This window comes from Stenotrophomonas sp. DDT-1, from assembly GCF_001580555.1.
Taxonomy (GTDB): domain Bacteria; phylum Pseudomonadota; class Gammaproteobacteria; order Xanthomonadales; family Xanthomonadaceae; genus Stenotrophomonas; species Stenotrophomonas sepilia.
In genome coordinates this window covers 15,845-36,209 of sequence record NZ_LEKR01000008.1, presented here as the reverse complement: position 1 = coordinate 36,209, position 20,365 = coordinate 15,845, and the positions used below count along the sequence as shown (strand labels likewise).

19 protein-coding genes are annotated in these 20,365 nt (G+C 66.9%); 8 read left to right on the top strand and 11 right to left on the bottom strand.

Annotated features, from left to right (window positions below; genetic code table 11):
- Positions 1–42: 42 nt before the first annotated feature.
- From AB839_RS06015 to AB839_RS05980, 8 genes are all read left to right on the top strand, one after another.
- Complete coding sequence (locus AB839_RS06015) at positions 43–1,419, top strand: YncE family protein (protein ID WP_061478680.1); 1,377 nt, start codon at positions 43–45, stop codon at positions 1,417–1,419.
- A 51-nt stretch (positions 1,420–1,470) separates the two neighbouring features.
- Positions 1,471–2,517 (top strand): ABC transporter substrate-binding protein, encoded by a 1,047-nt coding sequence (locus AB839_RS06010; protein WP_061478679.1) that lies wholly within the window; start codon positions 1,471–1,473, stop codon positions 2,515–2,517.
- Positions 2,514–3,557 (top strand): iron ABC transporter permease, encoded by a 1,044-nt coding sequence (locus AB839_RS06005; protein ID WP_061478678.1) that lies wholly within the window; start codon positions 2,514–2,516, stop codon positions 3,555–3,557. Before AB839_RS06010 ends, AB839_RS06005 begins: the two co-directional genes overlap by 4 nt.
- A complete protein-coding gene (locus AB839_RS06000) occupies positions 3,554–4,315 on the top strand; it encodes a heme ABC transporter ATP-binding protein (RefSeq protein ID WP_061478677.1) in 762 nt (253 codons plus the stop codon). The genes AB839_RS06005 and AB839_RS06000 overlap by 4 nt, the downstream gene beginning before the upstream one ends.
- 64 nt (positions 4,316–4,379) lie before the next feature.
- Positions 4,380–5,129, top strand: a complete 750-nt coding sequence (locus AB839_RS05995) for a hypothetical protein (protein ID WP_061478676.1) — start codon at positions 4,380–4,382, stop codon at positions 5,127–5,129.
- Positions 5,130–5,544: 415 nt separating this feature from the next.
- Entirely contained in the window at positions 5,545–7,581 is a 2,037-nt protein-coding gene (gene fusA / locus AB839_RS05990) for an elongation factor G (protein ID WP_061478675.1), read from the top strand.
- Positions 7,582–7,832: 251 nt separating this feature from the next.
- On the top strand, positions 7,833–8,105 hold the full coding sequence (locus AB839_RS05985) for a hypothetical protein (protein ID WP_005409616.1): 273 nt from the start codon (positions 7,833–7,835) through the stop codon (positions 8,103–8,105).
- Between the two features lie 110 nt (positions 8,106–8,215).
- Positions 8,216–8,971 (top strand): SapC family protein, encoded by a 756-nt coding sequence (locus AB839_RS05980; RefSeq protein WP_061478674.1) that lies wholly within the window; start codon positions 8,216–8,218, stop codon positions 8,969–8,971.
- On the opposite strand, the gene AB839_RS05975 is transcribed toward AB839_RS05980, so the two are convergent.
- From AB839_RS05975 to AB839_RS05925, 11 genes are all read right to left on the bottom strand, one after another.
- Entirely contained in the window at positions 8,928–11,297 is a 2,370-nt protein-coding gene (locus tag AB839_RS05975) for an ATP-binding protein (RefSeq protein WP_061478673.1), read from the bottom strand. The genes AB839_RS05980 and AB839_RS05975 overlap by 44 nt on opposite strands.
- Positions 11,294–11,944, bottom strand: a complete 651-nt coding sequence (locus AB839_RS05970) for a response regulator transcription factor (protein ID WP_241776749.1) — start codon at positions 11,942–11,944, stop codon at positions 11,294–11,296. Before AB839_RS05970 ends, AB839_RS05975 begins: the two co-directional genes overlap by 4 nt.
- A 289-nt stretch (positions 11,945–12,233) precedes the next feature.
- Complete coding sequence (locus tag AB839_RS05965) at positions 12,234–12,767, bottom strand: lipocalin family protein (RefSeq protein ID WP_061478671.1); 534 nt, start codon at positions 12,765–12,767, stop codon at positions 12,234–12,236.
- 8 nt (positions 12,768–12,775) lie between these two features.
- Positions 12,776–13,849: a cyclopropane-fatty-acyl-phospholipid synthase family protein gene (locus tag AB839_RS05960; protein WP_061478670.1), complete on the bottom strand. Its 1,074-nt coding sequence runs from the start codon at positions 13,847–13,849 to the stop codon at positions 12,776–12,778.
- Complete coding sequence (locus AB839_RS05955) at positions 13,846–14,631, bottom strand: DUF1295 domain-containing protein (RefSeq protein ID WP_061478669.1); 786 nt, start codon at positions 14,629–14,631, stop codon at positions 13,846–13,848. The genes AB839_RS05960 and AB839_RS05955 overlap by 4 nt, the downstream gene beginning before the upstream one ends.
- A complete protein-coding gene (locus tag AB839_RS05950; RefSeq protein ID WP_061478668.1) occupies positions 14,628–15,173 on the bottom strand; it encodes a DUF2878 domain-containing protein in 546 nt (181 codons plus the stop codon). The genes AB839_RS05955 and AB839_RS05950 overlap by 4 nt, the downstream gene beginning before the upstream one ends.
- 1 nt (position 15,174) lies before the next feature.
- Positions 15,175–16,434, bottom strand: coding sequence for a cyclopropane-fatty-acyl-phospholipid synthase family protein (locus AB839_RS05945; RefSeq protein ID WP_061478667.1), 1,260 nt, complete (start codon positions 16,432–16,434; stop codon positions 15,175–15,177).
- Positions 16,431–17,198: a DUF1365 domain-containing protein gene (locus AB839_RS05940; RefSeq protein ID WP_061478666.1), complete on the bottom strand. Its 768-nt coding sequence runs from the start codon at positions 17,196–17,198 to the stop codon at positions 16,431–16,433. The genes AB839_RS05945 and AB839_RS05940 overlap by 4 nt, the downstream gene beginning before the upstream one ends.
- Complete coding sequence (locus AB839_RS05935) at positions 17,195–18,472, bottom strand: FAD-dependent oxidoreductase (protein ID WP_061478665.1); 1,278 nt, start codon at positions 18,470–18,472, stop codon at positions 17,195–17,197. Before AB839_RS05935 ends, AB839_RS05940 begins: the two co-directional genes overlap by 4 nt.
- Position 18,473: 1 nt before the next feature.
- A complete protein-coding gene (locus AB839_RS05930) occupies positions 18,474–19,424 on the bottom strand; it encodes an acyl-CoA desaturase (protein ID WP_061478664.1) in 951 nt (316 codons plus the stop codon).
- Positions 19,425–19,505: 81 nt separating this feature from the next.
- On the bottom strand, positions 19,506–20,273 hold the full coding sequence (locus tag AB839_RS05925) for a hypothetical protein (protein ID WP_061478733.1): 768 nt from the start codon (positions 20,271–20,273) through the stop codon (positions 19,506–19,508).
- Positions 20,274–20,365 lie beyond the last annotated feature (92 nt).

Below are 20,365 nucleotides of genomic sequence, written 5' to 3'. Positions count from 1 at the left end.
CCCGCGCCACGCGGCGCGGCCTACGTGTGCAAGGAGCCTGCCATGTCGTTCCGTCCGTCTTTCCGCCTCACCTCTCTCGCCGCCGGCCTGCTGCTGGCGGTGGCCGCCACCGCCCAGCCGGTGTTCGACCAGCCGGCCAACGCCACCTTCAAGGGTGAGGTTGTCTCGCGCGGTGAGAACGTGGTGCCCGGCAGCACTGCCGACGTAGTTGGTCGTGGCTTCGTGCCGGGCCAGAAGGTCAGCCTGCTGCGTGGCGACAGCGTGCTCAACACGCAGCCGCTGGAGGTCGATGCCGATGGCAACTTCAAGACCCAGCTGAGCATTCCGGCCGATGCGGTGCCGGGCACCCACCCGGTGGTGGTGCGCGCCAGCCAGCCGGCTGCGGCCACGGTGCTGAAGCTGCGCGTGTCGCCGCAGCTGCCGCTGTCCGGCCAGGCGCAGTTCGCCACCCAGTCCAACAAGCTGGTGCCGGGCCTGTACCAGTCCGTTTACAGCGCCGCCAGCAATGCGGTGTTCGTGACCTCGGCGGTGGGCCGTCCGCCGGTGACCCAGTCGCAGTTGCTGAAGCTGGACCCGAAGTCGCTGAAGGTGACCAGGGCGATCACCCCGGCGCAGGTGCCGGGCAGCACCAACGGCGCGGTCTATGCGGTCTACGGTGTGGGCGTGGATGACATCAATGGCAATGTCTGGGTGACCAATACCCGCCAGAATTCGATTGCGGTCTATCGCCAGAAGGACCTCTCGCTGGTCCACCAGTTCCCTGTCGACACCGTGCCGCATGCGCGCGACGTGGTGGTCGATGGCACCCACGGCAAGGTGTTCGCTTCGGCCACGGGTGAGGACCACCTGTCGGTGTTCGATGCGAAGACGTTCAAGGAGCTGCCGCCGGTGACGCTGGAATCCGGCGTGGACGACGGCAAGTTCACCCCGATGAGCCTGGTGCTGGACGAGAAGGGCGGCAAGCTGTTCACCGTCAGCATCGGCACCCCGGAGGCGGCAGTGATCGATGTGGCCAGCGGCAAGGTCGAGAAGGTCATCGATCTGGGCAATTCGATCAGTGCCTCGGGCGTGGCCTTCGACGCGGCGCGCAACCGCCTGTACGTGGCCTCGCAGGGCACCGACAACCTGCTGATCGTCGACGTGGCCGCCGGCAAGGTGCTGCACGATGTGCCGGTCGGCGCCGGCGCGCTGAACGTCGCCTTCGATGATGCCTCCGGCCTGGCCTATGTCAGCAATCGCGGCGCCGGTACGGTCACCGTGGTGAACGGCGACGGCAAGGTGGTTGCCAACCTCGATGGCGGCACCCTTCCCAACCATGTGCGTGCCGATGGCAAGGGCAACGTGTTTGCGGTGAACAAGTCGCGTGGCGCCGAAGATCCGAAGGGTGACCGCATCACCCGCATCACCCCGAAGCAGTAAGTCACAGGGCAGGGCGGCCTGCACGTCGCCCTGCCAGCAAGGAGAACGAGCATGAACATCGCGTCCCGTCTGCGCCTGTGTGCGCTTCCGTTGGCTGTTTCGCTGGCGCTGTCTGCCTGCAGTGGCTCGTCAACGCCGTCGGATGGCCACAAGGCCGCCGAGCCGCCCGCCGCAACCGCCGCTGCGGACACCGCGTTGCCGGCAGGCTGGCAGCGCGTGGCCGGTGCCGAACTGCCCTCCGTGCACGGCCAGAAGGCCGTGCTGCCGGCCCAGGTGCATTCCGACGATGGCGCAGACGTCGAGGTTGCCGACACCAGCCGCATCATCGCCGGGGGCGACGACGTCATCGCAGTGATCGAGGCACTGGGCCTGGGCCAGCAGGTGTACGCGGCACCGACCAACACCACCACGCAGGCCGGCCTGGCCGCGCCGCACCAGTTCCTGTTCAACCGCACCACCGGCGTGGAGGGCGTGCTGAGCCTGCAGGGCTCGCTGTTCCTCGGCAACAGCCTGCGCCGCCACACCGAGCTGGCGAAAAAGCTGCGCGAGGTGGGCGAGCCGGCGGTGGTCATCGATGACCTGCAGCCGGCGCCGGACAAGGTGCGCAAGGTCGCCGCCGCACTAGGGCTGGCCGAAGCGGGGCAAACACTGGCCACGCAGGTGCAGCGTCAGCTCGACGAGGCTGCAGCGATTGGCAAGGGCCTGGGCCATGCACCACGAGTGATCCACGTCTCGGCCACCGGCGCCGGTGGCTCCCCGACCGTTGCCGGTGCCGACAGCGCCTCGGCGCAGTTGATCGCCCTGGCGGGCGGCATCAACATCGGTACCGAGGCCGGGGTGAAGAACTACTCGCAGCTGAGCAATGAGGGCGTGGTCGCGGCGGCACCGGAAGTGATCCTGGTGACCGAGCATGACCTGCAGCTGTTCGGCGGTGCCGAAGGCCTGTGGAAGGCGTACCCGACGCTGAAGCAGACCCCGGCTGGGCAGGCCAATCGGGTCTGGGTGATGCCGGATGTGCAGCTGAAGTACACCAGCGTGGGTTCTGGTGCGGGTGCGCTGGCGCTGGCCAAGGCCCTGGCGGCGTTGCCGAAGGCATGAGTCCGGCGGATCGGCGCCGCCGTCGCGGGCGGGCGATGTTGATGGTGGCGTTGCTGGCACTGCTGGGGGCAGTGCTGGCGTCGTTCGCCGTGGGTCCGTTGCGGTTGCCACCGCTGGAGGTGATGCAGGCACTGGCGGTGAAGCTGGGCCTGCTTGACCCACAGGCGGTCAGCAGCCGCGATCTGGCGGTGGTCTGGCAGCTGCGCATACCGCGTGCCCTGTTGGGCGCGATGGTCGGTGCGTCGTTGGCGATGGCCGGTGCCAGCCTGCAGGGCCTGTTCGGCAATCCGTTGGCCGACCCCGGCATCGTCGGTGTCAGCCAGGGTGCTGCGCTGGGTGCAGTGGCTGCCATTGTTCTCGGCGCTGCGGGTGCCGCCGGTTGGCTGGTGCCGGTTGCCGCCTTCGTCGGTGGCGCCCTGGCCATCGGTCTGACCTATGCGCTGGCGCGGCCGGGCAAGGGCAGTGGCAATGCGACGCTGCTGCTGGTCGGTATCGCGATGGCGGCCTTCTGTTCGGCGCTGATCGGTTTTCTCACCTATATCGCAAGCGAAAGCGAGCTGCAGTCGCTGGTGTTCTGGCAGATGGGCTCGCTGGCACGTGCCAACTGGGCCGACGTGGCCGCCGTGGTACCGCTGTTTGCCATCGGTGTGCTGGCGCTGCAACGATTGGCAACGCCGCTGGATATGCTGGCGCTGGGCGAGCGCCAGGCCCAGCATCTGGGGCTGGATGTGACCAGCACGCGGCGTCGACTGGTGGCGTTCAGCGCGCTGCTGGTCGGGGCGGCAGTGGCGTTTGCGGGCTCGATCAGCTTCGTCGGCCTGGTGGTGCCGCACGTGGCGCGCCTGCTGGTGGGTCCCGGCCATCGCTGGTTGCTGCCGTTGTCCGGCCTGCTGGGTGCACTGCTGATCGTGGTGGCGGATACGGCCGCGCGCACGCTGGACCCGCCCGCGGAGATTCCGCTGGGCCTGTTCTCGGCCGCGCTGGGTGCGCCGTTCTTCCTCTGGCTGGTGCTGCAGCAGCGCCGCAAGGCGGTGCCATGAGTGTGCTGCTGAAGCTGCACGATGTGGTGGTGCGCCGCCAGCAACGCGAGATCCTGCACGGCATTTCGCTGGCGTTCGAACCAGGTACGGTGACCGCACTGGTGGGCCCGAACGGTGCGGGCAAGTCCACGCTGTTGGCGGTCGCGGCCGGCGACCTGCGCGCCGATGCGGGCGAGGTGAGCCTGCTGGGCAGGCCGCTGGCCAGCTACAAGGCGGGGCCGCTGGCGCGCGAGCGCGCGGTAATGCCGCAGGAGCACGGCGTGCGTTTCGCCTTCAGCGTAGAGGAGGTGGTGGCGATGGGCCGGTTGCCACACCCGCCGGACCCGATCACGGACGATGCCCGGGTGGAAGCGGCCATCGATGCCGCCGAACTGCAGGCGCTGCGCCTGCGCGAGGTTCAGCAGCTCTCCGGTGGCGAGTCCGCCCGGACCACGTTCGCGCGCGTGCTGGCACAGGACACCCCATTGCTGCTGCTGGATGAGCCCACTGCTGCGCTGGACCTGCGCCATCAGGAGCGCACGCTGCGCAGCGTGCGTGCCTGTGCCGAAGCCGGTGCGTGCGTGATCGTGGTGCTGCACGACCTCAATCTGGCCGCGGGCTATGCCGACCGCATCGTGCTGCTGGAGCAGGGCAGGGTGGCGGCCGATGGCACGCCGTTGCAGGTGCTGACCGAAGACAACCTGCGGCGCGTCTACCAGCAGGACGTGGTGGTGCTGGAGCATCCGCGGCGCGGGGTGCCGCTGGTGGTGGTGGCCTGAGCGAAAGTCCGCCCGGTTGCTCCGGGTATCATGGCGGCTTCGTTTTCTTCAATGGACTGATGCCATGTTCCGCACCGTTACCCGCAGCGTGCTGCATGCCGCGATGATTGCTTCCGTTTACGCAGCCCATGCAGCGTCGACCTCCCAGGTTTCGCTGACCAACGCGGCCGAGAACGCCTCGCTGATCGAAACCCGGCATTCCAGTGGCGACGGTGCCACAGTGACGTCGATGAAGACGCAGTACTTTGCCAACGAGGAAATGTCGGTGAGCTGGGACGACCAGCAGGTGCTGGTGCTGTGCAGTGAAGCGGCGTATCTGCAGATTCCTGCCGCCAAGCTCAAGGCCGGAGCGCTGACTACCGAGCAGCGGCAGATGATCGTCTATCAGGCACTGATGTCCGGCTTGGGGGCTGTCGCGGGCGTTGCCGGGCCGGCAGGCGAGGTGGTGACCGTGGCGGATGACGGTAGCGAGACCCGCAGTGTTGGCGAGAACAGCTGGGCATACGGTATCGAGCGCTACGACGTGATCAGTCAGCGGCTGCCGGATGGTGCTCTTCGGGTCCGAACCCGTAAGACGGAAACCGTGAATACCACGCCGCCGGCGGGCCCGGACGACACATTCAGCACCGAGGATGATCAGGCGGCACGCCTGTCCGAGCTGGCGCCGGTGGGGAGCTGGATCGAGGTCGTGATTCATGGTGGCCCACGGCTGCCGCACGTGGACCCGGCGATTTCGTTGAAGGGCTGGATGTCGATGGGGGATGACCAGCCTGCAACAGTGGCCGAGGCGCGCAAGCTGCACGGCTGCAAGTGAGGGCTGCCAGGGGTCAGATCCCTTTGCCAGGGGCAAAGGGATCTGACCCCGATCGTTGTCGGCCTCATCGTTCCATTTATGTGCGCAATATTCACTTGCGCGCCAGATTGGCAGGTCTAGAATGCGCCCCATGAACCGGATGCCGCTCCTGAAGTTTTTCACCCTGACCCGCGCAAGTGCGGAACGGGCGTGTCTGCCTGGAGCTCCACAGGGCCGCTGAAGCGGCTATCGCTGGATCATCCACAGAGCGCCCTTCGGGGCGCTCTTTTCGTTTCTGCAGTTTCATTTCCCTAACCCGACGTACCGCAAGGAGAACGTGCCATGCACCAGATCGCCGAGACCGAACGCTAGCCGCGCACCCTGTCGCCAACCGGGGTGCGCGGCCCCCGTAGTTGGCTTTGCAGGAACCTATCTCATGAACACCCAAGTCCTTTCCCGCCGTCGCAACCTTGGCATCATTGCCCACATCGACGCCGGCAAGACCACGCTGACCGAACGCCTGCTGTGGAAAAGCGGCGAGATCCATCGCGTCGGCGAAGTGCACGACGGCAATGCGACCACCGACTTCTCGGCGATCGAGCGCGAACGTGGCATCACCATTGGCGCGGCCGCCGTGCAGGCGCAGTGGGCACCGCGTGATCTGCCGCCGCATCGGCTGACCCTGATCGACACCCCCGGCCACATCGACTTCGCCATCGAAGTCGAGCGATCCCTGCGGGTACTCGACGGCGCCGTGGCGGTGTTCTCGGCCGTGGATGGCGTGCAGCCGCAGTCCGAGACGGTGTGGCGCCAGGCGCGTCGCCATCACGTGCCGCTGATCGCTTTCGTCAACAAGATGGACCGCGTAGGCGCTTCGTTTGAACGCGTGCTGGTGCAGCTGCAGGACAAGCTGCGCGCGCGGCCGTGGGCGCTGGGCGTGCCGTTGGGCAGCGAAAGCGGCTTCAATGGCTGGGTCGATCTGGTCGATGAGCGCGTGCTGCAGTGGCAGGAGGACGGCGCAACCACGGTGACCCCGTGGGACGAAGCGGCGCGGGCCCAATGGCAGGCCCAGCGCGATGCGCTGGTCGAAGCTGTGGCCGATCATGACGAAGAACTGGCCGATGCCTGGCTGGAAGGTCGCGTGATCGATGCCGGGGCGCTGCGCGCGGCAATCCGCCGGGCGACGCTGGCAGGTGCAGGCGTGCCTGTGCTGGCCGGTGCTGCGTTCAAGGACAAGGGCATCGAGACGCTGCTGGATGCCGTGGTCGATTACCTGCCGTCGCCGCTGGATCGCCCTGCTGTCAGCGCCGAAAGCGATGAGGGCGAGGTGATGCTGCCGCCGGATCCGGACGGTCCACTGGCAGGCCTGCTGTTCAAGATCACCCACCAGCAGCACGGCGCATTGAGCTTCGTGCGGCTGTACTCGGGCACCTTGAAGGTGGGCGACGCGGTGGCCAGTTCGCAGCATCCGCAAGGGCGGCGTGTCAGTCGCCTGGTGCGGGTGCAGGCCGACCAGACCCATGACATCGAGCAGGCCGTGGCCGGTGACATCGTCGCGGTACTGGGCTGGAAGGATGCGGTCAGTGGCGAGACGCTGAGCAGCCGTGCGCAGCCGCTGCGCCTGGAGAACATCCAGGCTCAGGCGCCGGTGCTGGCCTGGCGGTTGGAGCCGGCGCGTGCGGCGGACCTGATCCGGATGGCGCAGGGGCTGGCCAGCCTGGCCCAGGAAGACCCCTCGTTCCGTGTGGAAACGGACCGGGAAACGGGTGAAACCCTGGTCTGGGGCATGGGCGAGCTGCACTTGGAAGTGATGGTCGAGCGCCTGCGCAGCGAATGGAAGGTCGAGGTGGCCGTAGGTGCGCCACGCGTGGCCTACCAGGAGACGCCGATGCGCCCGATGACCGGTGTCGTCGGGCGGCTGGTCAAGCAGACCGGTGGCCAGGGCCAGTTTGCGCATGTGGTGCTGGATGTGGCGCCGCGCGACAACGACCTTGTCGTGTTCAACGACCGCATCGTCGGTGGCGTGGTGCCGCGCAGCTTCATCGCAGCGGTGGAAAAGGGCGTGCGTGCCGCGCTGTCGGAAGGTCCGCAGGGTCATCCGGTGGTCGGCATCGAGGTCAGTCTTGTCGATGGCCAGACCCATGCCAAGGACTCTTCGGAGATGGCGTTCCATCGCGCAGGCGCCGAGGCGATCAAGGCGGCGCTGGCCGAGGGTGGAACGCAGCTGCTGGAGCCGGTGATGGCGGTGACGGTGCATTCGCCGTCGGCGTCGGTGGGTGATGTGGTCGGCGACCTCAACCGGCGCCATGGCCGCATCGCCCGCATCGAGGACCAGGACGGTCGTGCCGAGGTCAGTGGTTTCGCGCCACTGGCGCAGCTGGTGGGGTACACCACCTCGCTGCGTTCGCTCAGCCAGGGGCGGGCCAGCAGTGAGGCGCACCTGCACGGCTATGAGCCAGTACGCGCGGCATGAAGAAGGCAAGGGGGCCCGTTCGCGGGCTCCCCTTTTTTTGTCCGGGTTTCCGTATCCGCGCATGGCGTGGATCTACCGGGTGACCGGGTCGCGAGCTCTGCAGTAGATCCACGCCATGCGTGGATGGATCCGCACCGACACGGCAACATTGGCGCTGCATCGCACCAAATCTGTAGAAAAAGCTGGATTAAAGTGATGCCTCACGATAAATTGCGCACCCCCCGTTGCTCGCCGCCGCCCGCACCCCTCTCATGCGTGATGACAAAGACCCCGGAACCCTGGAGCTGACCCTGCCGCGCAAGCGCGGTCGTCCGCCCAAGTTCGGGTACGCGATGAGCGATGCGCAGCGGGCGGCGCGCTATCGTGCGCGCAGGGCGGGGCAGGCCAACCATGCCGACGTGCGTTCCTGCAGTGACATGGTGCTGCTGGACAAGATCCGTGCGGCGGTCAGTGCCCGCGACACCGAGCTGGCCGGTTTCCTGGTCCACGTACTCTGGCAGCGCTACCCCCTGCAGCTGAAATAGTTCGCCGGTGGGGTGGCCGTTGTCATCGAGCTTGTTGATAATGCGGGATTCAGGTTGTTCCCGCTGGCGCGCCCGGGATGGCAGGCGCGCATGATCGAACGGTTCCCAACATGACCACCACCAGCGACACCACCACCGAAGCGGCGCCGAGCGGCGCCCCCCTGTTCTATACCCGCCCGGTGCCGCTGCAGGCCGATGTGCATGCCGATCTGCGCATCCTGCCGGGCAAGCTCGAGTTCGCCGCCGGCAACAATGCCATTCCGCTGGTGCTGGGCGAGTTCTCGCTGGCCCTGCACCACTTCCCGATCCTGTTTGCCGGCCCGAGCGCGGTTCCGATGGCTGCCGTGGGCGTGTCCGACCAGAACCTGTTCATCAAGGATGGCCTGTGGGAAGACGAGGCCTATATTCCCGCCTACCTGCGCCGCCACCCCTTCATCTTCATCGACACCGGTGCGGAGAATGATTTCCTGCTGGGCATCGACGAGGAGAGCCCGCGCGTGGTCAAGGGTGGCGAAGAAGGCCAGCCGCTGTTCGTTGATGGCAAGGCCACCGAGATGGTGCAGCAGGCGCTGGAGTTCTGCGGCCAGTACACCCGCGAACACGAACAGACCCAGGCCTTCTCCAAGGCCCTGATCGACAACGGCCTGCTGGTCGAGCGCAACGCCACCGTGCGCACTCCGGATGGCCGCGAGTTCAACCTCAATGGCTTCCTGGTGGTGGACGTTGAGAAGTTCGTGGCGTTGCCGGAAGCGACCGTGGTCGAGTGGCACCGCAGCGGCTGGCTGGCGCTGATCCATCAGCACCTGATGTCGCTGGGTCGCTTCAATGACCTGACCCGTCGCCAGGTCGAGCGCCTGGCCGCGTGATCAAGGGGGTGGGCAGGGTTCCCGCGACGCGGGCGCCCTGTCCGGCCTGCAGTACGCCCAGCAGGCGCCGTGCGTCGGTCCAGTCCGGCGTGGCGTCCTGCGCCAGATCGACCAGCTCGGCCGCGATGGCGGCGTGCTCGCATTGACCCAGCATCTGTAGCGCGCCCTGCAATCGGTGCGCGTGATGACCGAGCGCCGATGCGTCTGCATGATCGACAATCCGCTCGATCCTGCCGAGTTCATCGCAGATGTCGGCGCTGTAGGCCGCGTCCATTTCAGTCGCCTGCTCAAGCGCGTCCAGGCTCTCCGGCTCCGGAATGCCCAGCGCAGCGAGCAGTTCGGCGGCGCGCAGCGGCTTGGCCAGCACCGCGTCGAAACCCGAGCGGCGGCAGCGTGCATGGTGACGTCGCCCGCTGCGGGCTGACAAGGCGATCAGACGGACCGGATGCCCGCTACGGGCGCGCAGTTCGCGTGCCAATGCGTAGCCATCGATGCCACGCAGCCCAATGTCGATCAGTGCGGCTGGGCGGGGGTGGCGTATCTGTTCGGCCAGCGCGCTGGCCGCGTCTTCCAGGGCACATACCTCGGCGCCCCAGCGCCGCAACTGTTCGGCAATGACGTGGCGATTGAGTGCGTGGTCCTCCACCAGCAGCAGTTGCAGCCCGGCCAGTGGCGTGCCCTCCACGGGCATGTCCCGGACACTCTCGGCAGAGTCAGCAGCGCATACCGGCAGGCGCAGGATGAAGCGGCTGCCGCGACCGAGGACGCTGTGCACGGTCAGATCGCCCCCCATCGCACGTGCCAGCTCGCGCGCAATGGAAAGCCCGAGGCCACTACCGCCACGCTGATGCCCACCGCTGCCTTGACGGAAAGGCTGGAACAGTTCGGCTACCTGTGCTGGCGCGATCCCGATCCCGCTGTCGATCACCTCCAGCAGCAGCTCTTGCGGCCGCGCTGCTGGAAGCAGCCGCAGGCGCAGTTCGATGCCGCCGATATCACTGAACTTCACCGCATTGGCCAGCAGATTGCTGGCAATCTGGCGTAGCGCATCAATGTCCACCCGAATGATCGGCGAAGGTTCGGTCGGGGCATCAAGATGCAGTTGCAGGCCTTTCTGTTGCGCCTGTGGCCGAATGGCCTCCAGTGCCTGCCGGCAAAGCTGGGTCGCATCACAGGCTTGTGCATGCGGCCTGAAAGCGCCGCTGGCGAGGCGCGAAAAGTCCAGTGCGCGATTCAACAGGCCGCGCAGGGATTGGCCGGCGCTGCTGGCAGCGGCGAGCAGATCGCGCTCGCCTTTCGGCAGTGTCGATTGTCCAAGCAGCTCGATCGAGGCCAGTACGGCCTGTGCCGAATTGCGCATCTCGTGACTGATCATCCCGATGGCCTGCGCGCTGCGGCGATCGCCGCGTACCCGCAGGTGACGGGTCATGGGCCACAGCAACAGGGCGACCAGCAGAGGGGGCAGCAGCAGCCAGCCGCGCGGGGGCGAGGCCTGCATCCAGTCCAGTGCGTTTCCCGCCGCCGCTGGCAGGGTCTGGCCTGCCCACAGGTGGAGCAGGCTCGCATGCTCCTCCAGCGTGATCTCCCGCAACGCCTGTCCGATGCGTTCAAGCAGCTGCTGGTCTTCCTGGCGGACGAGCAGGTAGAGGTCGGTGGAGAAGTCGCTGTCGAATGGCTGCAGGCGCAGGCTGCCGTTGAAATGGCGTCGAACCAGCGGGCGCAGCGTGGATTCCAGGCCAATCGCCACGTCGGCCAGGCCGGATTGAACTGCCGTCAATGCTGCGTACCGATCAGGCAGGTGCTGCAGCCGGATCTGAGGATGATGCGCGCGCAGCCAGCCGGCGTAGGGCCCGCCTTCAACGACGGCCACCACCCGGCCGTCGAGCTCGCGTATCTCCCGTGGCAGCCATTCGCCGGCGCGCCCTGCCAGCAGGGTGGCGCCACCCCGGAAGCGGCTGGACGCGGCGAGGTCGGGGCAGGGCAGCTTCTGGTGTCTCGCGCCGCCAAACACCATGACCAGGTCGGCCTCGTGATGACATACAGCGAGGATTGATGCGGCGGTCGTCGGATAGGGGTGTTCCAGGAAGCTGAGTTGGGCGTGACGCGCCACCAGGTTGGCGTAGCCATGGGCGAGCGTCGGCGGTGATGACGGATCGGCTATCGCCGCGGGCACGGGGCGTAGGGACGGAGCGGTGGAGACCCGCACGCTGCTGCCCGGCAGCCAGCGTGCTGACCGGATATCTTCCGCCGACGCGGCGGGAAGGAGAAGCAGTACCAGCAACCCCCGGATCAGCAGGCACGGACGCAATGGCGCATGGCGCCTCACGGCGACTCCAGCCGTTCACGCAGCGCATAGATCTCCACATCGCTGCGCAATCCCAGCTTGCGCAGCACCGCGACCTTCTGTGTGCTGACGGTCTTGATGCTGCGGTGCCGGCGCAGCGCGATCTCCGATACGGTCAGGCCTTCCAGCAGCAGCTCAAGTACCTCCCGCTCGTTGCGGCTGAGCTCGCCACGATCGCCGGCCAGCCTGACGTCCGGCGGAATCCGGATCAGGCCCTGGAAGACGCGCACGATGGCGTCGGACAATGCCGCAAGGGGTTCGGCCTTGCTGACGAACCCACTGAGTCCGGCATCGATCAGGCTGTTGAGATTCGTGGTGGGGCAGAGCGTGGCGAAGGCCAGCATTGACGTGCGCGGGAATTCGCGGCACAGCGACGTAACCAGCTCGATGCCGCCCAGGTCGCCACGGGCGAGCGTGAGATCGATGATGGCCACATCCACGGGCATGCGGTGCAGACTGTTGATCAGCGCGTCGCTGCAACCATGGCTGGCGACGATGTCGAACCGGAGATCGCCTGACAGGTGCAGGGCGGTGCCGCGACGGACGACTTCATGGTCGTCCAGGAGCGCCAGGCGAAGCCGGCGCGGTGCAGGAAATCCATTCATGCGCGGGAGGTGATCAGCGCCCATGGGCGTGGCCACCATTCTGGCGCCGCTGTCGCGTCGAACATCGAATTTGTTGCGTTTTTACGACTATTCCTAAAGATCGATGGATGAACTCCATCGATAAGTGCTGATCCATGGGCGGGACATATCGTCGGGTTGAAAGCCGCGGGGACCCAGTGCCCTGGCGCGCTCTCGCTGGGTACAGCTGGCCTGGATTGCAGGGCTGCCGGCACCCTTTGGCAGGACATCAATGTGATGCGTCACGCCGGCGTGCCTGGTCACCCGCGAGCCGAGTAGTGGGCGGTAGCGCAATCTATCGCACCGACTGCGGCACGCGCCTGAGCCTGCCGGTGTCGTAGCCCATGGCCGCGATGCGCTGCACGGCGTGCTGGTAGTCGCTGTCCGATACGTGCGGGGTACGTGCCATGTACCAGACATAGTCGCGCTTGCTGCGTGCGACGATGGTCTGGCCATAGTCGTCGTCCAGCCAGGCAATCACATACTCGGCCTGGATCGGCCAGATGAACTGCATGCCCCAGATCGCGCCATTGCCGTTCTTCTCGACCCGTCCAACCGGGTGCATGGACTTCTGCGGGGCGTCGAAACTGCCCTTGCGATAGGTGAAGGTCGTCTGGATGCGCCCGTCCGGCCGCAGCGCATAGCTCTCCACCGCGTCGAAGGCCTCGCGCTCCGGCCATGAGGGTATGTGGGCGATCACATACCAGTCGCCCATGAAGCGCGGCACGTCCACCGAGGGCGGGCGGGGCAGGGGACGGGTATCGCTGGAGCTGCAGCCGGAACCGAACAGGCTCAAGGCCAGCAGGGGAAGCAGGGAGCGCATGCGCATGTCACACCTCAACGGGGACGGAACAGATAGTGGGCAACCAGCCACTGCTGGCCATCGTCGTAGCCGAACAGCTCGGCGCAGGCCATCCAGAACATGCGCCAGCGCTGCCACCATATCTTCGCCGCCGCCTGGCCGTAGGTTGCGACCAGTACCGGCATCACCGCCTCGCGGGCCGCATCCTGGTTGGCCAGCCAATGGTCGGCGGTGCGCTGGTAGTGGGTGCCGTCCAGCAGCCAGCGCTGATCGAGTCGCAGGTCGCGCTGGAAATGCAGCAGCGTGTCGGCGGCCGGCATCAGTCCACCGGTGAAGAAATGACGGCCCATCCAGTTGTCGCCGCCCTCGGTCTCGAACGGGTACATCAGCGTGCGATGGGCGAAGATGTGCACGAACAGCGCGCCGTCGGGCTTCAGCCACCGCGCGATGTGCGCCAGCAGTCGCTGGTAATTGCGCACATGTTCGAACATTTCCACCGAGAGACAGCGATCGAAGCGTGCCGTGGGCAGCTCAAGCTGGTTGACGTCGCAGGTCAGTACCTCGACGTTGTGCAGGCCCCTGGCCTGGCACTGCGCCATGATGTGCTGGCGTTGGCTGTGCGAGTTGGACACCGCAGTGATGTTGGCCTGCCGATAGCGTTCGGCCATCCACAGGGTCAGCGAACCCCAGCCACAGCCCAGTTCGAGAATCTGCTGGCCGTCGGCAAGTCCGGCGCGCTGACCATACAGTTCCAGCATCGCTTCCTCAGCCTGGTCCAGCGTTTCGCGCCCGGTAGGGTAGTAGCAGCTGCTGTACTTCAGCCGCTTGCCCAGGCAGGCCTGGAAGAACGCCGCGGGAACTTCGTAGTGCTGGCGGTTGGCCGCGTCGGTATGCAATGCGAGCGGACTGTCGGTCAGTTCTGCGATGCGACGGCTGAAGCGTGCGGACTGTGCCTCGATACCTCCCGCCGATTCCTCGTGCAGGCGTTGCGCGCACAGGCGCCGGATGCCGGCACGCAGCGCCGCATCGGGAACCAGCCCGCGTTCGGCCCAGGCGATCAGCCCGGTTTCCGCATCTTCAGCCGGATTCAGTGACGGGATCGCGCTCATGCGGAATGCTCCTTGGAAGAACGGGGGAACCAGGGAAAGAACATCGGCGTGCTGCGCTGGTAGGCACGGTAGTCGTCGCCGCGGCTGCGCAACGCCTGCTTCTCGGTGAAGGGGATGCCGCTGAGATAGCGCAGGAACAGATACATCAGCAGCGGCCCAGCCCACGTCAGCCACCACAGGGGGGAACCGACGGCAAGCAGCACATAGGTGAACCAGTGCAGCCACTCGAAGAAGTAGTTGGGGTGGCGTGAATAACGCCAGAGCCCCTCGCGGCAAGTGCGGCCCTTGTTCGCCGGGTCGGCGCGGAAACGCGCGAGCTGGCGATCGGCCAGGCTCTCGCCGCCGACGCTCAACAGCCAGGCCAGTGCTGCGGCGACTGTCCACGGTGTCAGGCCGGCATGGGAATTGGCTGCCACCGCAACGAAGGGCAGGGCGAACAGCACGACCAGCAGCGCCTGCGCCATGAAGAAGCCAAAGATCTTGCCCTGGTGGCTCTGCCAGTGTTCGCGCAGATAACGGTAGCGCCCGTCTTCGGGTTCACTACGGACCCGGCGCCACAGGTGCAGCGCCAACCGGCTGCCCCACAGGCCGCCGAGCAGGCCCAACGCAACCCGAGGCAACATCGCGCCATCGCCGAGCAGCGCCAGCAGCAGGGCCGAGGCACCCACGCACTTGGCCCAGAGCACGTCGACAACGCCGATGTTCTGGTGGCGGCGCTGCCAGGCCCAGCCCCAGCTCATCACCAGCACGGCATACAGCAGTACCCACAGCAGATTGATCATGACGATGCTCCGGCCAGGGAGGGCGGGGTGGTGCGAGAGCCGCGACGAGCGGTGACGCACAGCAGCGAAAGCGCGATGCTCCAGCCCGCACCCAACACCAGCAGGCCCTGCCACGTGGGTGTGGCGAAACGGACCGCATCGAAACCGCGCGCTGCGGAGAGATAGGCCAGCGGTGCCAACAGCAGGCCGAACAGAGCTGGCAAGGCCGGGTGGCGCAGCAGGAAGCGCATCGAGGTGGTCAGCGTCATCGCGAACGCGGCCCACAGCGCCATGATCCAGGGGGGCGGCACCCAGCCCAGCGGGGCGGCGGCGTAGCGCACGGTGCCGCTGGCGGAGGCGCTGGCATCGACCAGCCATGCGCAGGCCAGTGCCAACACCATCAACCGAAGGTCCAGCCGTGGTTGCGGCGACGTCAGCAGCTGGCTGCCGATGTAGAGAGAGGCTGCCAGCAACGCCGGCCACTGCCAGCCGCGCCCGGCGCCGGCTACGGCGCACAGCCAGACCAGCTGGTTGCCAAGCAGATTGGGCCAGAACCTGCGCATCTCAGCTGCCTTGGCCCGATGAGGCGCCCGGGCGATGCGCCGGGCGCGCCATCAGCAGATGGGAGACCCCGATCGAGCGCTCCAGGAAGCCGCCCTCGCAGTAGGCCAGGTAGAACTCCCACAGGCGGCAGAAGCGCGTATCGAAGCCCTGCGCCTGCACGTCGGGCAACCGGGCGAGGAAGCGCTGGCGCCAGGCGCGCAGGGTCAGCGCGTAGGAGTGACCGAAGTCCTGCTGGGCGATCAGCTGCAGGTCGCTGGAGCGCGTTTTGGCGGCCATGATCGCGTTGATCGACGGAATGAAGCTGCCGGGGAACACATAGCGCTTGATGTAGTCGACGCTGCGCCGGGCCTGCTCGTAGCGATGGTCCTCGATGGTGATGGCCTGCAGCAGGGCAACGCCATCAGGCTTGAGCAGGCGCTGCAGCGTGGCCATGTAGGTGTCCAGGTATTCCGCGCCGATGGCTTCGATCATCTCGATCGACACCAGCTTGTCGAACTGGCCCTGCAGGTCGCGGTAGTCCTGCATCAGCAGCGTGACCCGGTCCTGCAGGCCAGCTGCCTGCACGCGCTGGGCAGCCAGCGCGTGCTGCTCGGCGGAGATGGTGGTGGTGGTGACGTGGCAGCCGTAGTGCTGCGCGGCGTGCAGCGCAAAACCACCCCAGCCGGTGCCGATCTCCACCACGCGATCGCCCGGCTTGAGCTGGAGCTGCTGGCAGATGCGGTCCAGCTTGCGCCGGGAGGCGGATTCCAGCGACTCGTCTTCTGTGTCGAACAGGGCTGAGGAATACATCAGGTCCGGCGACAGGAACAGGGCAAAGAAGTCGTTGCCAAGGTCGTAGTGCGCGGCAATGTTGCGGCGGCTGCCTTCACGGCTGTTGCGGCGCAGGCGGTTCCAGCCGCGCAGCAGCCAGCCACCCACGCGGGCCGGGCCGCGCTCCATGCCGTCGAGCAGGTCGCGATTGCGTACCAGCAGCCGGATCAGCGCCACCAGGTCATCGCAGTGCCATTCCCCCTGTATGTAGCTTTCACCTGCGCCCACGCTGCCTTGCGCTGCAACCTTGCGGTAGAACGCCGGGTCATCGATGGTGACGGTCACATGCAGCTCGCCATGGGCATCGCCCAGCCAGACTTCGCCGAGTGCATCACGCACGCACAGGCGGCCGTCGCGCATGGGGGCAAGCTGTTGCAGCAGGCGGCGGCGCAGGAAGGCATCCAAGGCGCCGGGACGTGGCAGGGCGACCAGGGGAGTCATCGAGTTCATCGCGGTTTCTCGGCAAGGGCAGGGTGGTCATGCACGGGGTTGCGTTTCAGCCACAGCCGCAGCGCGTGCCAGTGGATGGCGGCCATCACCTGCAGGGTCATCAAGGGATAGCAGGCCAGGACCCGGGCCAGCCCGCGGCCGTCCAGGGCGTGTCGCTGCATGGCCTGGGTGGCATCAAACTGGCGAACGCCTTGGCGCCAGACCTGCATGTGCACGCGCAGATCATCATCCGGGCGGTTGAACCGCCAGTCGTAGTGGCAATCCATCGGCATGAACGGCGAGACATGGAAGCGCTTGTCGAACCGCCAGCGCAGCGAGGCGCCTTCGTGGGTGGCCGTGGCGGCTGGCAGCACATAGGCGTGCCGTTCCTTCCAGGGCGTATTGGTGATCTCGGCGACGATGCAGTCCAGGGTGCTGCCATCGGACTGGTAGCAGTAGTAGAAGCTGACCGGGTTGAATACGTGCCCGCCGAAGCGAAGATGGGTGAGCAGGCGTACCGGGCCGGCAGGCCGATAGCCCAGGGTAGCCGCAGCATGATCGCGCACCGCATCGGCCAGCGGTTGTGCGGGATTGCCGAAGTAATCGCTGCGGCGGAACTCGGCCAGGTTGCGGCGATTGACCGACCACAGCCAGCGCCCGGCGAACACGGTCTCCAGCTCGTCCAGATCGAGCAGCAGCTGCGCGATCGGATAGCGGAACGCGTGGGGCTGCGGATGATGCCGTCGGTGCATCACCTGCCCGAAGTAGAGTGCGCTGGCACTCACGCTGCCACCTCGCCGGGCGCAACGCTGTCAAGGTGCGCGGTGCACTCGCGCATCGCGTCCACCACGCGGCGGGCGCTGCGGATGCCGTCTTCGTGGAAGCCCCAGCCCCAGTATGCGCCGGCGAACCAGGTGTGGCGGCGGCCCTGCAGCTCTGCCCAGCGCTGCTGGGCGCGGATAGCGGCATGATCGTGCACCGGGTGGGCATAGTGCAGCCTGCGTAGCACCTTGGCCGGATCGATCGCCTCGCTGCGGTTGAGGGTCACGACCAGCGGGGTGTCACCGGGCAGGCCCTGCAGGAGGTTCATGCAATAGCTGACCGTACAGGGCGCGCCTGGATCCCTGGGAACGTGTGCATTCCATGCAGCCCATGCTTTGCGGTTGCGCGGCAGCAACGATGCATCGGTATGCAGTACTGCTTCGTTGGGCTGGTAGCGGATGGCGCCGAGTACTTCGCGTTCGACCTGATCGGCGTCACGCAGCAGGGCAAGCGCCTGGTCGCTGTGGCACGCCAGGATGACCTCGTCGAACCCCTCCACGCCGGCCGCGCTGTGCACGCGCGCGCCCCACGGCATGCGTTCGACCGAGTGAACCGGGCATTCCAGCCGCTCACGCACCCGCCAGCGGGCGCGAAGGGCATCGACATAGCGTGCCGAGCCACCGCTGACCACCCGCCAGGGGGCGCGCCCGGTCATCTGCAGCATCTGGTGGTTGGCCATGAACTGGGCCAGGTAGCGGGCCGGGAACTGCATGACCGTGGCGGTCGGTGACGACCACAGTGCCGAAGCCATCGGCAGCAGGTGCTCGTCGATGAAAGCGGTGCCGTAGCGCTGGCTGCGCAGGTACTGGCCCAGTGTCGGGCCTTCGTCTTCCGCCAGCAGCAGCGGCGCATCCCGGTAGAACCGGCGCAGGTCGGCCAGCATTCCCCAGAAACGTGGCGAAACCAGATTGCGACGTTGGCAGAACAGGCCATCCAGCGAAGTGGCGTTGTACTCGACGCCACTTCGCTCGCTGTGCATGGAGAAGCTCATGGTGGTCGGCTGCGAGGCCACACCCAGTTCTTCGAACAGTGCCGTCAGCAGTGGGTAGTGCAGGGGATTGAAGACGATGAAACCGGTATCCACCGCCATGCGCGTGCCGTCCACCTGCACGTCATGGGTGTGGGTATGTCCGCCCAGGTAATCGTTGGCCTCGAACAGCGTCACTTCGTGTTCGCCGTCCAGCCACCAGGCACTGGCCAGGCCGGCAATGCCGGAGCCGATGATCGCGATGCGCATGTCAGTACCTCGCCTTGGTCAGTACCCACTCGGGGATGGGCTTGAGCCCCCTCACCAGGCCCATGGCCGCCATTGCGCGCAGCCCGTACCAGGTCAGGTCGATCTCCCACCAGCGGAACCCTTGGCGGACGGTCCCAGGGAAGAAATGGTGGTTGTTGTGCCAGCCTTCACCGAAGGTAAGCAGCGCCAGCCAGAGGTTGTTGCGGCTGTCGTCACGGGTCTCGAAGCGCCGCCGGCCAAAACGATGGGCCAGCGAGTTGATGGTGACGGTGGCGTGGAACAGCACCACGGTGGAAATGAAGAAGCCCCACACCAGCAACTGCGGGCCAGAGGTGTGCAGTCCGGGCGCCCAGCGCTCCAGGCCGGCGCCGAGTGCGTACAGCGCGGCAGCCAGCAGTACCGGCACCGCCGTATCAAAGCGGTCCAGCCAGCGCAGCTCGGGGAAGCGCGCCAGGTCAGGCACGCGCGATAGATCCGTGGCGAATGCCTCGCGGGTGAGGAACCAGCCCATGTGGCTGCGCCAGAAGCCGCCTTCGCGCGGCGAGTGCGGGTCCAGCGGTTGGTCGGCATGCCGATGGTGATGGCGATGGTGGGCCGCCCACCACAGCGGCCCACGTTGCACGCTGGACGCGCCGATCACCGCGAACACGAATTGCACCGTTCGCGATGCCTGGAACGTCCGGTGCGAGAAGTAGCGGTGGTAAAAGGCGGTGATCGCAAACATGCGCACTGCGTAGAGGGCTGCGGCGACGATCACTGCCGTCCACGAGATGCCTACCCAGATCACCGCGATGCAGGCCAGGTGCATCAACGCGAACGGTACGGCGCGCAGCCAGTCGATGCGTCCGGGCTTGCCAGTGGCGTGGTCTGCAGCGCTGCCGGTGTCGACCCAGCGCTTCAGGGTGCGCAGCAGGCGCCAGCGTCGGCGGGGGAGGGGCGCTACAGAGGCCATGGCGGTTCTCGGCGGGTGTCGTGTCTTCCTTTACGCAGCAGTGCGCGCAATGGATGCGGCCGACTGTGGAAAATTCCGGCTTCACTTGGGCATCACGCTGCAGCGTTCGATCAGCGGTTGCGCCCAGGCCTGTTGCAATTCGCTGGCGGGCCGCTCGGCCACCGGCGAACTGAAGCGCACCGTGACCTGTGGGTAGGTGCCGCGGGTATCGCGCAGGTTGCTGGTTCCGCGGAATTCCAGCAGGCGGCGGTCGGCGCTGGCATAGACCAGCGACAGGCGCGGCGCGATGCCGCCGTACCACGTGTCCAGACTGACCTCGATGGCCTGGGCGTCGATGCCCTGCCAGCGAACAGGGCCGGTACGCCGCACCTGCACCGGGAAGAAGCGCTGCCGCCCCGGCACCAGGAAGGGCAGGCTGATGCGCTCACCTCGCAGCAGCGCTGGCCAATGCTGGCGCACCGCGGCGTCGAAGCCCGTGTCGATCACCGCATCCGGTGCCAGTTCAAGCCGACGCTGACGCAGCTCGCTGGCGGCATCTTCTTTCCAGGCGATCGACACCGACTCGCCACTCGCGTCGACTTCAGCGGTTTGCCCGCTACGGCTGTCCTGCAGCGAATAACCCCGGGCCTGCGGGCGGGCGCTGGCCGGTAGATGCTTGCGGGCGAAGGGGCGGCCATCCGGGCACTGATAGAGCACCCAGCGCTCGGCCCCCTCCGATGGGCCGCGCCGCCAGTGCACTTCACGATAGAGAAGGTCGCCCTGCGCCGAGGTGGCCACGCCCTCGTTGCGCAGCCAGGGCGCCGCCAGCGCGGCATGGGGCAGGCACAGCAGCAGCCAGGCAGTGCGCATGGTGTTCATCCGGTAGGGAGGCTCAGGTCATACGGCGGGCGCGGCTGCTTGGATGCACAGTGCCTGCTGCATCCAATGGCCGCCCCTGCGCG